Raw genomic sequence first — 13,539 nt, forward strand, 5'->3', positions numbered from 1 at the left:
ATGACAGATATCATCAATGTAGAAAGTACGGCCATCGGTGTCCGGACAGCGGATACGATTGCCACAGAAATCAATACGATAAAAAGGCAGACACAGAAAATCATGCTGGCGTCGTCTATTGAAATCGGAAAGCGATTGACTGAAGCCAAGGACATGATTGACCATGGCGCCTGGGGGAAATGGCTGCAAGATAATGTGAATTATTCCGAACGTACAGCCCAGAACCTGATGCGGGTATATGACCAATATGGCGATAAATTCGGGATGACGGAAATGGACAGTTTATTTGCATCCGGTGCGCCCAATGTATTTGAAGAATTGTCATATACGCAGGCGCTGGCGCTTTTGTCACTGCCGACAGATGCAGAACGGGAAGAATTCGTCAAGGAAAATGATGTGGCCAGTATGTCTACACGGGAACTGCAGGAAGCAATCAAAGCCCGAAAGGAAGCGGAAGACCGGGCAATGGATGCAGAAAAACGTGCATGGGAAGCGAAAGAAAAATTAAGGCAGGCGGAAAACCGGGCATTGCAGGCTGAGGATAAAGCCCGGAATGCGGAACAATCTGATTTGTATGACGAACGACTGACAGCCGCAGAACGTGAACGGGATGTATTGCAGAAACGTATACTGGAATTAGAAGCCAGGCCAGCGATATCCGATGCAGGTCAGGAAGAAATTGAAAAGTTAAAGAAGAAAATACACGTACTGGAGGCAGCCAGTACAGATGAAGACCGGATGAAATTTACAGCACACATGAAAATCATACAGAACGCGTTCAATGCGATGCTGTCAGACATCGAAAATATTACAGACAATGAAAAACGTACAAGATATATGAGTGCGGCACAAAAAATGCTGGAAAAGTTGGGAGAGTTTTTATAAATGAACAGGAATGAATTCAAAACATGGGTATTGAATCGGATCCATGAGGTAGGAATCAGAGAACATGCCTGCCTGAAGGAAAATAATCATGCATATTACCGGTTCATTTTGAAGAACGGGGAAGAACATTATTTTAAAGATTTATCCAATGACCAATTGCAGTATCTGGGATTACAAATTGAAAGTGATGAGTAAATCCAGATACTGCAGTAGGCAGTCTCAGTTATATATACATATTATATGTGAAAGTGAAATTTTTTAGAGGCGTCGGCCTCTTTGCGGGCTTGTAATGGGGATTAAGATATCGACGTTGCAAAATAATCATAGGAGGGACAACCAAGTATGAGTTTTGTGAGGGAAAAGAAAACCATATGTGGAGAAAACTACATAGAGATGGATCTGTTTGAGATGGCCAACATGCATCTAAAAGGTAAGCCGGATAAACGGAAAAATGCATCGACTATGAAACAGATTGCCCAGAACAATAAAAATGCACGCAGATATTTCACCCAGCTCGTGAATACGAATTTTGGAGAAAATGATTTCTGCATCCATGCCACCTATACCAGGGCGTGCATGCCATCGACTGTAGAAGAAGCAGAGAAAAATGTGACAAACTACATGAGACGGATTAAGGCCAGGAGAAAAAAAGAGGGTCTGCCATCACCACGATATATCATTGTCACGGAATACCGGACGAAAGAGGATGGACGGCCTACAAGAATCCATCATCACATTATCATGGACGGGATGCTTGACCGGGATATAGTGGCTGATTTATGGAGAGCTCCCCGGAAAAAGGGAGAGCACAAGGGCCGAAAACTGGGAATGGTGAATGTGGATAAGCTGCAGCCTGATGAATATGGCCTGGAGGCATTAGCCAGATATCTGACAAAAGGGCTGACGGGGAAAAAGAAATGGCATCCCAGCAAAAATTTGAAAAAGCCAGTTGTACGGAAAAATGATTACCGGTACAGCCGGAAAAAACTGATCAGCCTGACAAGCCAGACAGACTGCCCGGATGTATGGCAAAAATTATATCCGGGATACCTGTTGACGGAAGCCAGCGCCATATTTACCACTGATGCGGGATGGCATATTACCGTAAAAATGAGGAGGGATATAACCTATGCTAAAAATCACAATTCCGGCCACTCTTCCCGGGCTGAACGAATATGTTAAAGCCAATCGTTCGAATGTCTATAAAGGAAGCAGAGTGAGCCGGGATGCCCACTATATTTGCAGACTGGGAGCCTTGCCAATCAGAGGAAAGATGCTGGCAAAGTGTATGCCTGTCTTCCTGTGGTATGAGCCAAACCGGCGCCGGGATAAAGACAATATTGCCATGGCCAAAAAGTTCATACTGGACAGCCTGCAGGAAATGAATGTGCTGGAAAATGACGGATGGACACAAATCATGGGATTCATTGATGAATTTTATATCGATGCGATGAACCCCAGAGTGGAAGTGCTGTTATTCGAGCCAGCTGATGCGGATGAATTCTTTAAAGAACTAAAGAGATGGACACTGATGCTATGGAACCGATAGGAGGGGAGTACCATGCTGATTACCGATATTAGCAAGCAGGTAGGCAAAAATGGGACAAAAATCAACATATCCTATTTGAAGGACCGGGATGGGATTGTAGATAAATACACTTTGACAAGTGTAGAATTACCAAGGCCGGAAATGCTGGATATATGGAGCGCCATCAATATAGCCTTTCAGCGGGTAAATCCTGCCTATAACGATGAAGAAACATGGCTGGAATTTGATTTTCACAAATGTAATATCAAATATGGTGAGGACCGGCAGGGGAAGACTGTCATTAAAGCATACAAACTGACGGGAACAATGTTGTGGGATTATATGGGATTCTGCAATATTGTTACGGACTGGCTGGCACCTCAACAGAACATGGAACTGACGGCAGCTGTCGATAAACTGACGGTGGAAGCTTCGTTATATGCTAAAGGAAAGCGGGCACAGATGCAGCTGTTTGATGACAAGACAATACAGGCTGCAGAAGTGATTGACTGTCGGAGAGGAGTGATGAAGGAATGAGATGGGTAGATGTCAGAGATTGTATGCCGGATCCGGAAGACAGAGTGCTGGTGGCTATGCATGTACAGGCCGTGAAACCAGTGGTGGCTGTCGGGCAATTCCGCAAAGATTATTGGATCATCGATGAATGTTCCAGGCCTGTCAGGCTGAATGAAGTGCAGTACTGGGCACCGATTCCCATGATTCCGCATGAAAGAAAATCGGAAGGAAAGGGGGAATGACAATGATCGCTGCCAGCATAAAAGCGTATGAACATGAACAACATTTGTGGATCTATGAAGATGCAGGAGCCCAGTTTTCAGAAACGCTTCTTTTCATGGCTCTTCACGATGAATTCGGCTTTGGCCAAAAACGTATGGAGCGAATCGTAAAATACTGGAATGAACTGCCGGAAAAGGGAATGAATTTACGAGAATGGATACAGTGCATAGCGAAATATGGATACGACAATAAAGAAATGGACCGGCGGTATGCTGTGAAAGTCCTGCCCTTGGCATCGTCTGGGTTGATGCGGAGGAATAAGATTAACGGCAGGGAATACAAAGACCGGATTCATAACGTAATTTTAGGAGCAGTTGTGATTACCTATCATATCCTTATTCAGCATTTCCGGTTTGATGCGGACCAGTTGCAGAGATTATCCAGGCGCCTATATGGATATGCCTATGCATTACGCGATGAAGCATTGAAAATCACCATCTACGATTTTATGGCCATCATGAAAAAGGAATGTGGAATTGGCTATGATATCCTGACAGAATACGAAAAGCAGAATGGGAAAATAAAAGTCGGCCCAAAGTGGGGAATTAATATGATAACAGGAAAAGCAAGGAAGAGAGATGAAAACATATGACTAATGAGCAATTGATAGCTAAGACGTATTTAGAGCAGTTAGGGACTATTGGAGGTGAGATTGACGCACGCAAGTATGCGATTGAAAAGGAATGGAAAACGGTGGTGGGGGGAATGGGGAACGGACATCTGACATCGCAGATTTACCTGGCCCCGGCCCATGGTACGAAAAAGTACGGATGGAATGCAGAGAATATCAATCACTATTTGAAATTGCGGGATGAGCAACAGCTTAAAATACAGGCACTGATTCAGAAGCGGAATGTACTTATGAAGATGATTGACGATATTATCGAAGTACGGTTGCGAACATTATTGATTGAACGGTATGTGAATCAGAGGAGATGGGGAGAAATAGCGAGATTCATGAAATACTCTGAGGCATATACCCGGAAAGAACTGCATGAAATTGCTCTGGAAAATTTCTACAAAATTTTGGTTCATTCGGATTTTTACCAATCAAGAAAATAAAATTACAAATACCCCCGTTTATCCCCGTTTATCCCCGCTTTCAATGTGATATAATGTATGGTGTAAATAAAGGATGATGAAGGAAGCCTGTGATGGCTTCCTTCTTTTTATACCCAGCTTGCGGGAACGGAGGGATGGTTATGAGAGTAGACTGTAATAACTATCGTTGTGCTCATAACAAGCATGGTATATGTCTGGCAAATCATATCATCCTACATAGAGAACGATGTTTGTCGTTCTTGTACAAACGGCATGCACCTGACAACCGGACAGCATTAAACCACGGACCTGTACGACAAGGGAGCAGGAGACGCGTGTTTCGATAACCATATTGCATAGAAATAGTGAAAAATTGCGGGTCCTTTGGGTTAACAATAAACGCTTGCGCGACCGCGGCGCCCAAAAATCGCTTAGATTTTTGGCTTTTTTCAGGCTTATTTATAAAAATATTAATGGCTTGTATGCAATATGGGTATAATAAAATGTGTATTAATTAGCCTTATTTATTCAACGAACAAAAATTTTTATAAAAAATATAAGAATGGAGTACGGATGTGAAAATCTCGAAGGACTTGAAAAAGCTGACAACTACACAAACAGAATTGGCCAGAGCCCTGGGATTGACACAGCCACGGATACACCAGCTGATCCAGGAAGGCATAGTAGAACGGGATGACCATGGTGCTGTGCTGGTAATTGCCAGTCTGCAAAACTATTATCGGACGCAGACAGGCGGAACAGACGGCGATGAACTGGATTATATGGAAGAGAAAGCAAAACACGAGAAAATCAAACGTGAGATTGCAGAACTCAAGTTGGCCATGATGGAAGGAAACGCTTACAGCGCAAAAACGGTTGAATTGGTCATGACAGAAATGCTGTCAAACCTGAGAACACAGCTACTGGGGTTACCGACAAAACTGGCTCCTCAGCTGGAAGGGAAGAAAAAAGAGCGGATTTATACTATTCTGACACACGAGATAGAAGAAAAGCTGTCTGAATTGAGCGAATACAGTCCAGATCTGTTTATTGATGAAGAGGTGGTGGATGATGATGAAACATAGACTGAAAACAGCTAATGAGCTATGGAAATACGCATCTATCCATGGATTAAAACCGCTGCCAAAGACGTCTGTCAGTGAATGGGCTGATACATATCGTTATTTATCACAAGGTGTCTCAGCAGAGCCTGGGAAATGGAGAACAGAACGGGCAGAATACCAGAGAGAAATCATGAACGCATTCACCGAGCCTGGTATTCATCGAGTCGTTGTTAAATCGGCGGCACAAATCGGGAAAAGCGATATCATGAATAATGTTATCGGCAGATTTGCCCATCTGGATCCGGCCACTATCATGATGATACAGCCAACGATTGATATGGCTCAGGACTACAGTAAATCACGTATTGCTCCCATGATACGTGATACGCCGGTGCTTAGTCAGATTTTCTACAATGTCAAAAGCAAACAGGATAACCAGACCGCAAAAACCCGCGATGGAAATAATACAATCCTCAGCAAGATATTTCCGGGCGGGAGGCTTATCATGTGTGGGGCTAATAGTCCGGCCGGCCTGGCAAGCCGCCCCATCCGCATTTTACTTGCGGACGAAGTAGACAGGTTTCCGGATAGCGCCGGAACAGAAGGTGATCCGGTCGATTTAGCGGCTAAGCGTATGACGACATATTGGAATCGCGTTATGGGGCTTTTTTCCACCCCGACCAATGAAGGGCGCAGTCGCATTGATTTAGAGTACAATGCTGGCACCCAGGAAGAATGGCAGCATGCCTGCCCAAATTGTGGAGAATGGCATCTGATACGGTATATTGATATCGTCACTGATGCGGATGAGTATCAGAGTGCTGACGGGGCGAAGCATGTTGTAGTAAAATCGGTAAAATGGAGATGTCCGGAATGTGGGTTTGAGTTTACCGAACGACAGATGAAAAACGCCAAACAAAAATATATAGCGAAAAATAAAACTGCGGTGCAAAATGGCATTCGCAGTTTTTTTGTCAATGCATTTACGTCTCCGTGGCTAAGTTGGAACGATATCATGCGCGAATGGCTGGAAGCCAAAGGAGATCCGGCTAGAGAAAAAGTTGTCGTCAATACCCGATTTGGGGAAAGTTATCGAGTCCCAGGGGCATTTGAAGATCATGAAATTTTTATGCGGAGAAGAGAAGCCTATAGTGCAGAACTGCCAGACGGCGTGCTTATGCTGACTGCAGCTGTCGATACACAGGACAACCGGTTGGAGTATGAAGTGTGCGGCTGGGGAAGCGGTGAAGAAGCCTGGGGGATAAAGAAAGGCATCATTTTAGGCAAGCCGGATCAGGAATCAACGTGGAATGAATTAGATTCTATCTTAAACCATACCTATACGTTTGCAGATGGAACCGGGTTAAAGATTTTGCGGACATTTATTGATTCCGGCGGACACTATACAGGCAGTGTATACCGATACTGCAAGCGAAACTTTGCGAAGCAGCGGTTTGCCATTAAAGGGTATGCGAACATCCCTGGCATACCGCTTAACTACAAAATTGGCAAGGCCCATAACACTCCGATTCCGCTTGTTATTCTGGGGGTAGACGATGGTAAGCAACAAGTCATGAACCGGTTGGCAATCAGTCAGCCAGGACCACAGTATATGCATTTTCCTTTAGATGAAGATGATACAGGATTAGCAAACCGGGGATATGACGAACTGTATTTTAAAGGGATTATCTCGGAACACAAACGGCGGATAAAAAAGAATGGCGTTATTCGTGAAATATGGGAAACGACCGCTGGTGTACGCAATGAACCTCTGGATTTGAGGGTATATAACCTGGGATGCATGTACAGTTGTCATCCCGATTGGGAACAGATGACAGAAATACTTTCTGCAGCTAAAGAAGGAAAATCGGTAAAGATGAGACTGGAAGTGCCAAAGAAAAAGAGAGAAGCAAGAAAAAAAGCAAGCAAAGCAACTGATATATGGTAGGTGGTGATGGAATGAGCAATACGGTGCAGGATGAACGATTAGCACGATATCTGGAAGCAGAAAAAGCAGTCCTTATGGGACAGTCATATACGATTGGTACACGCACTCTGACTCGTGCAGATCTATCTACAATCCGGGCAGCCATTGATGACTTGATTGCCGGCGGTGCCCAACTAGAAGGGGCAGAATCGGCACAAACAGGAAGAGCCAAAAGAATTGTCTTTTTAGGTTAGGAGGGCTAAGACTACATGAGAAAAAAGAAAAAAATGGTATCAAAAGCGAAGGCGAGAATGCCGACGAAAGAAATTACCAATAGTGGCTATTCGGAGGGTGGGGCGTCCCATAAGAGTAATATCCTCAAGGCATACCGGCCAGTAAAATATTCGTCCAAAGCCGACATCAACGCTAATCTGTATACGCTTCGAAACCGTAGTGCAGATCAAGCGATTAATACGCCAATTGGGTCGGCAGCAATCAATACCAGCGCTTTGCATACGATAGGCGTTGGTCTTCATGTATTTCCGCGCCCTAAATTCAAGATACTGGGGATGGATGCCGAGACAGCGCGTGACTGGTCGAGAAAAGCCGCTCAGGAATTTGATTTATGGGCATCATCTACAGCGTGCGATATATCTCATCGCAACAGCTTCTATGATTTGCAGGATATCAATTATACGGGGTATCTCGTAGATGGAGACGCTTTCTGCCTTTTCCGGCGCAAACCACCTACTAAAGACTATCCCTATTCATTGCGGTTGCAGTTACTAGAAGGAAATCGGATTAGTAATCCTTTGGGGCGTGACTATTATGGGGTAATGGGCCCCTATGCTGTAGAAATGGCCGCACCGACTTCAGGGAATAGAATTATATCCGGAGTCGAGATAGACATGGATGGAGCGGTTGTTGCATACTGGGTGTCCAATAAAGTACCGGGGGATCCAGTCGATGTAGGACGGGTAGCAGACTGGGTACGTATCAAAGCGTTCGGCGATATATGCGGCATGCCGAATATGGTACAGACATGTCACGATACCAGGCCAGAGCAGTATAGAGGCGTACCATACCTGGCTCCGGTAATTGAGACATTGAAGCAGGTCAGCCGATATACATCAGCAGAACTTACAGCAGCTATTGTAAAATCATTTTTCGCATTATTTTTTACAGAAAGTAATACCAGCGGTGCGACATTAAATGACATTTTGGGAACAGCCAGAAATGATGATCCAATGGCGCCCGTTATCGATGTTGACGAATATGCATTGGGGCCAGGGACAATGAACGCCTTGCCACGAGGCGTAGATGTAAAAAGTGTTGATGCGGCCAGAAGCATGTCTACTTTTGACACATTTACAACGAAATTGCTGGAAATGGTCGGAAGCGCGATTGGACAGCCGTATGAAGTGTTGATGAAACACTTTACCTCATCCTATTCGGCATCAAGGGCTGCATTGCTACAGGCCTGGGAAGAGTATAAACGCCGGCGTGTTTGGTTTGCACGCGATTTTTGCCAGCCAGTATACGAAATGTGGCTTGCTGAAGCGATTGCCATGGGACGGATTGAGGCGCCAGGATTCTTTACGGATCCGCTAATCAGGAAGTGCTGGTGCAATGCCAATTGGTATGGACCGACAATGAGCATTCTCGACCCGCTCAAGGACGTAAACGGCAGCGCTTTGCGCACGCAGTACGGATTGAGCACACGGGAACGGGAAGCGGCAGAAATGACCGGTACAGATTTTGAGGAAAATATCGAACAACTGGCGTATGAACAACGGCTGCTTGAGAAATACGGCATTGCCGGGGGCGATGAAACAACTGGGTATGCCGGGAAAGGAGAAAAAAAGACAAATGAAGAAGAAAATCAATAAATTTTGGAAATTTGTCAATGAAGCGGAAGGGAATACAGCAGAACTGCTGATTTACGGAGCCATTGCTAGCCAAAAACCATGGTACAGCGATGATGATGATAGTGTCTACCCCACACAGTTCCGGAACGATTTAAAGGCCTGTGGCGGGAAGAATCTGACCGTCCGTATCAATTCCGGGGGTGGGGATGTATTCGCGGCACAGACTATCTATACTCTGCTGAAAGGGTATACAGGTGACGTTACCGTACACATCGACGGTATGTGCGCCAGTGCGGCAACGCTGATTGCTTGTGCGGGTGACAAGATTGTCATGCCCAGGAATGCCTTGTACATGATTCACAATCCGAAAACGTTTGCGTTCGGTGATTTTGGTGCGGACTACATGCGCCAGACGGCAGATATCCTGGATACAGTTAAGCAGACCATCGTCAACGTATATGTAAGTAAGTGCAATGGGGAACTGACTACGGAAGAAATCGGCCACATGATGGATGATGAGACCTGGATGACAGCAGATGAAGCAGAAGCGTACGGCTTCATTGACGAAATTGATGATTATATCGTCACGGCAGAAATCAGGAACAACATGTTATTCATGAACGATATTGCTTATCACGGTCATGGTGATATCCAGAAGATTTGTGAAATGATTGGAGAGAAAAAGCACATGAAAAATAATGATCTTGTAGCAAAAATTGCGAATGTACTAGGCATCAGTCCAGCAGAACCGGCAGTGCAGGGAAACCAGGCAGAAAAACAACGTATTGCCGGCTTGGAAGCACTGAAAACGGACAATGTATATGGTAATGCAGTCATTGACCAGGCTATCAAAGAAGGAAAGACAGCGGCGGATGTGAAGTCGTTCATTGATGCGGTAAACGCAGTCGAAGCACCGAAGAACGAAGCAAGTGAAGCCTTAGACAGCATCCGGGCTCTGATTGAAGATCAGATGCGCTCTGGAAGTCAGGAGGTCAAGCCAAGCCCAAAGGCCGGTATGGGAACGAGCAAAGAAAATCAGAAAATGCAGGATATCAATGATGTGGTTACGGCTGCAAATAAGATGAGAGGTGTTAAATAATGGCAATCAAGGAGACAATGAAATTTACACATGAACAGATGTATGGCGGGCCAGAAAAAGAAATTCTAATGGCTAATATCACCATTACGCCGGGGACGGCAATGGCAAAAGGCACGCTCATGACAATTACAGGGAAAACAGCGGCAGCAACGGCTAAAGATGGTAATGCCAATGCGGTTTTGGCATATGACATCGACGAAAAAGCAACGACAGCTACTGTATATGTATCAGGACGTTTCAACCGAAATCAGCTTCATGTAACAGCAGATGGAGATACGGTAGCTGCGCACGAAGAACAGCTGCGGGATTATGGGATTTATCTGACTAGCAATGTGTAACTAAAGGAGGAATGTACAATGGCTATTGATTATAGAGACACAATTTCGTTATTACAGGCTATGGAACGCATTACACCGCCTGCCTCTTTTCTACTTGATACGTTTTTCCCCGTCGTTCCGCAGGTAGCCGTACAGACGCGGATTGCAGTAGAATACCGCAAACGCGGACGTCATCTGGCTCCATTTGTAACTCGTGGTGGAAAGGGTATCAACCTTAATTTGGAAGATTCCAAGTCGGACATCTATATACCGCCGATGATTGGGCCGCGTCGTATCCTTGACCCGGATCGCGTCAATGAACGTAGCTTTGGGGAAAATATTTACAGTACCGTTACGCCGGCACAGCGTGCAGCTGCACAACAGGCAGAAGATCTGGTGGAACTGCAAAACAGCATCATCAATCGCAAGAGCAAGATGGCGGCGGATTTGTTGCAGACAGGGAAGTGCGATATTTACGGATATGCTGATGATGGGCAGACTGCGTTATTGGATACGGTAAGCTATGATTTTGATCATACAGTTGTGCCCAGTACCAAATGGGATCAGGCGGGAGCCACTATTTTCAGTGACATCAAAAACGCCTCGGAAATGGTACAGGAAGATGCAGGATTAGTGCCGACTATCATGGTATGCGGTAAAAATATCGCAGACTATATGCTGGGAAATGATCAAATTATGAAATGGCTGTCTGTACCATTAGCCAGTAATTTGTCTCTCATGAGCATCCAGCCGTCTATTGTCAGCCCGCAGGTTATGCGTGTGGGAATGATTCAGGCACTGAATCTCGAAATTTATACCTATGCGGAAACCTATGTGGCTGATGATGGCAATGTGCAGAACTTCCTGGATCCGGATACAGCTGTTCTGGCGGTACCTGGCAGAGGACGGCAGCTTCATGGTGCAGTTACTCTGGTCAATGATGCGGGCAATGGTTATGACACGTATGCCGCCCAGTATGTACCGTACTATATGGGCTCCAAAGAATCCCAGCAGGTCGCACTGGCCATGTACAGTCGTTGTGTGCTGGCCCCGGAATGCGTGGATGACTGGGCTGTTATTAAAGCTAAATAGATGGAGGTAGCATCATGGATATTATGGTTATGCATGGAGCACTCAGTGCCGGCGGTAAGCTGTACCGGAAAGGTGATATTATCACGGTTGACGATGCAAAAGGTGAAGACCTGATGAAACAACATCCGGATCAGTTTTGTCAGGCTGTAGGCGATACGGATAAGCCAGATGTCAATGCACAGGATAAAAACACCCCAAAGGTACCGGAAAAAGACGCTGAAGCTGAATTACCATCTGCTGATCCATCAGCAGTAGTCACAAAATGAGCGGATTCAGAGACATGGTTTCGGCAGATCTCGATATTTTCATTAATGGCGACGAATTTGCCGAAGACCATGATTTAAATGGAACGCTGTGCAAAGCTGTTATTGATACGATGGACAGCCAAGAAAATTTCTTTAATAGCCAGACGTATGAGCCATACGGTGGTATATCTGGACGGTTGATGAAAGTGTATGTTAAGGCGTCGGATTTGCCGGAAATTCCAGCAGAAGGAGCGGTATTCAGGGTAGACGATGAGCCGTTGATAATCAACAAAGCATCAGTAGAAATGGGTGTTGTTATTATTACGTTACATGGATCTGAGGGATAATGACATGATATCAATTGAGGTACGCAACCAAGATGTAGCAAAATTGGAAAAAACACTGGCACAGTTTTCTGGGGATAAGATTGCCGCATGTATCGACAGAGCGACATACCGCGGGGCATTGCATGCCAGGAAAGTAGCAATCAAGCAGATACGGAGTATTTACACCATTAAATCCGGAGAACTGCGGAACGCAGCACCCATTAAACGGAGCGGTTTAGTATCTACCATTGATATCAAAGGCCCGTTTTTGCCAGTTGAACATTATCGGGCAGCCAGCAGGGCTAAGGGCATATTCGTAACTATTAAAAAAGGGAGTGGTGCATTGGTACCCATGTCGTTCTCTAAAGGTGGCAAGGGCGGCGTTTTCCGTAAAAGAATCGGGCCTAAACGATATCCCATTGAAGGCCTGCATGGGCCAGCCATCCCACAGCTATATGGCAATAAGGCCGTAGTGGAACTCATGGAACAGGAAGGGATGAACGTTTATGCAGAACGCTTGATGCACGAATTAGAGCGATTGGTTGGTGAGGCATGATGTCACAAATCGTAACACCATGGCAATGTGCGTCGGAAATCACGGATTGGCTGAAAGAACAAATCAAATCCTCATCGGAGTATTCGAAACTGCTTGATGTAGAAACAGGAAATATCAAGATATATCCGGGCTTCCTGCCCTATGTGGTAGATAAAAAATCGAAAGAGAAATTATGTCCGGCTGTTGTCATCCGGCCAACAACCATATCCGACCTGGAAATGGAATCTACGGCTTCTATGGCTGTATTAGTAACGACATACGATGATGATATGATTAATGGCTGTCAGAGCTTGTATAGATTAATGGAGGTAATTAGGGAGCTTCTATTGACCAACAATCCCATCAATAGGCGATGGGAAATAAAGAACGGAACTATGGAATCTACCATCCCGGATGAACAGCCATATCCTATGTGGTGGGGGCGGATTGATTTTGATGTCAATGTGCAACAGCCACGTACAGTCAGTGAATTTATATTAGGAGGGCCGAAACGTTTTGGATGAGACTAATGAAAAAATGACACAAAATGCGGTAGCAGAAGAAACAAAAGCTGTTGAAAACGCATATACAGGGCCGGTGATATACGTAGGACCGAGCTTCCGGAATTCCAGACTGAATCACTGTATGATTTTTTCTGAGATTCCCGTGCCGGAAGGTGAAGACAGCGTATTGAAGCATCTTTTTGTCAAACCGGCAGAATTAAATGATGCATTGAGGGCCGTAGCGAAGAAAGGGACGGCACTCAACACATTTTACCAGAAAGCAATCAGAAATAATAAAGGGGGTAATTAAT

At 45.1% G+C, this 13,539-nt stretch carries 19 protein-coding genes; all 19 read left to right on the top strand.

Annotated features, from left to right (window positions below):
- The gene (locus ACFCTO_RS05795) at window positions 1–885 is read left to right on the top strand and encodes a DUF3102 domain-containing protein (protein WP_499876522.1); all 885 of its coding nucleotides are present in this window, start codon (window positions 1–3) and stop codon (window positions 883–885) included.
- Window positions 886–1,227: 342 nt separating this feature from the next.
- On the top strand, window positions 1,228–2,067 hold the full coding sequence (locus ACFCTO_RS05800) for a rolling circle replication-associated protein (protein WP_499876523.1): 840 nt from the start codon (window positions 1,228–1,230) through the stop codon (window positions 2,065–2,067).
- Entirely contained in the window at window positions 2,015–2,434 is a 420-nt protein-coding gene (locus ACFCTO_RS05805) for a RusA family crossover junction endodeoxyribonuclease (protein ID WP_499876524.1), read from the top strand. Before ACFCTO_RS05800 ends, ACFCTO_RS05805 begins: the two co-directional genes overlap by 53 nt.
- A gap of 12 nt (window positions 2,435–2,446) precedes the next feature.
- Window positions 2,447–2,950: a hypothetical protein gene (locus tag ACFCTO_RS05810; protein WP_499876525.1), complete on the top strand. Its 504-nt coding sequence runs from the start codon at window positions 2,447–2,449 to the stop codon at window positions 2,948–2,950.
- On the top strand, window positions 2,947–3,171 hold the full coding sequence (locus ACFCTO_RS05815) for a DUF551 domain-containing protein (RefSeq protein WP_499876526.1): 225 nt from the start codon (window positions 2,947–2,949) through the stop codon (window positions 3,169–3,171). Before ACFCTO_RS05810 ends, ACFCTO_RS05815 begins: the two co-directional genes overlap by 4 nt.
- Before the next feature lie 2 nt (window positions 3,172–3,173).
- Window positions 3,174–3,803, top strand: a complete 630-nt coding sequence (locus ACFCTO_RS05820) for a hypothetical protein (RefSeq protein ID WP_499876527.1) — start codon at window positions 3,174–3,176, stop codon at window positions 3,801–3,803.
- Complete coding sequence (locus ACFCTO_RS05825; protein WP_499876528.1) at window positions 3,800–4,273, top strand: hypothetical protein; 474 nt, start codon at window positions 3,800–3,802, stop codon at window positions 4,271–4,273. Before ACFCTO_RS05820 ends, ACFCTO_RS05825 begins: the two co-directional genes overlap by 4 nt.
- A 554-nt stretch (window positions 4,274–4,827) precedes the next feature.
- On the top strand, window positions 4,828–5,337 hold the full coding sequence (locus ACFCTO_RS05830) for a hypothetical protein (RefSeq protein WP_278967816.1): 510 nt from the start codon (window positions 4,828–4,830) through the stop codon (window positions 5,335–5,337).
- Window positions 5,321–7,264 (top strand): phage terminase large subunit family protein, encoded by a 1,944-nt coding sequence (locus ACFCTO_RS05835; protein ID WP_499876529.1) that lies wholly within the window; start codon window positions 5,321–5,323, stop codon window positions 7,262–7,264. Before ACFCTO_RS05830 ends, ACFCTO_RS05835 begins: the two co-directional genes overlap by 17 nt.
- 11 nt (window positions 7,265–7,275) lie before the next feature.
- A complete protein-coding gene (locus ACFCTO_RS05840) occupies window positions 7,276–7,497 on the top strand; it encodes a DUF6148 family protein (RefSeq protein ID WP_499876530.1) in 222 nt (73 codons plus the stop codon).
- A 15-nt stretch (window positions 7,498–7,512) separates the two neighbouring features.
- A complete protein-coding gene (locus ACFCTO_RS05845; RefSeq protein ID WP_499876531.1) occupies window positions 7,513–9,132 on the top strand; it encodes a phage portal protein in 1,620 nt (539 codons plus the stop codon).
- Complete coding sequence (locus ACFCTO_RS05850) at window positions 9,113–10,210, top strand: head maturation protease, ClpP-related (protein WP_499876532.1); 1,098 nt, start codon at window positions 9,113–9,115, stop codon at window positions 10,208–10,210. The genes ACFCTO_RS05845 and ACFCTO_RS05850 overlap by 20 nt, the downstream gene beginning before the upstream one ends.
- Window positions 10,210–10,548 (top strand): head decoration protein, encoded by a 339-nt coding sequence (locus ACFCTO_RS05855; RefSeq protein WP_499876533.1) that lies wholly within the window; start codon window positions 10,210–10,212, stop codon window positions 10,546–10,548. Before ACFCTO_RS05850 ends, ACFCTO_RS05855 begins: the two co-directional genes overlap by 1 nt.
- A gap of 18 nt (window positions 10,549–10,566) precedes the next feature.
- The gene (locus tag ACFCTO_RS05860) at window positions 10,567–11,619 is read left to right on the top strand and encodes a major capsid protein (RefSeq protein WP_499876534.1); all 1,053 of its coding nucleotides are present in this window, start codon (window positions 10,567–10,569) and stop codon (window positions 11,617–11,619) included.
- 14 nt (window positions 11,620–11,633) lie between these two features.
- Entirely contained in the window at window positions 11,634–11,885 is a 252-nt protein-coding gene (locus tag ACFCTO_RS05865; protein WP_499876535.1) for a hypothetical protein, read from the top strand.
- Window positions 11,882–12,211 (top strand): hypothetical protein, encoded by a 330-nt coding sequence (locus tag ACFCTO_RS05870; protein ID WP_499876536.1) that lies wholly within the window; start codon window positions 11,882–11,884, stop codon window positions 12,209–12,211. The genes ACFCTO_RS05865 and ACFCTO_RS05870 overlap by 4 nt, the downstream gene beginning before the upstream one ends.
- Window positions 12,212–12,215: 4 nt before the next feature.
- Window positions 12,216–12,746: a hypothetical protein gene (locus tag ACFCTO_RS05875; protein ID WP_499876537.1), complete on the top strand. Its 531-nt coding sequence runs from the start codon at window positions 12,216–12,218 to the stop codon at window positions 12,744–12,746.
- The gene (locus ACFCTO_RS05880) at window positions 12,743–13,249 is read left to right on the top strand and encodes a hypothetical protein (RefSeq protein WP_499876538.1); all 507 of its coding nucleotides are present in this window, start codon (window positions 12,743–12,745) and stop codon (window positions 13,247–13,249) included. Before ACFCTO_RS05875 ends, ACFCTO_RS05880 begins: the two co-directional genes overlap by 4 nt.
- Window positions 13,242–13,538, top strand: a complete 297-nt coding sequence (locus ACFCTO_RS05885) for a hypothetical protein (protein ID WP_499876539.1) — start codon at window positions 13,242–13,244, stop codon at window positions 13,536–13,538. The genes ACFCTO_RS05880 and ACFCTO_RS05885 overlap by 8 nt, the downstream gene beginning before the upstream one ends.
- The last annotated feature ends 1 nt before the right edge of the window (window position 13,539 follow it).

The organism is Megasphaera indica (assembly GCF_046614755.1).
Lineage (GTDB): Bacteria > Bacillota > Negativicutes > Veillonellales > Megasphaeraceae > Megasphaera > Megasphaera intestinihominis.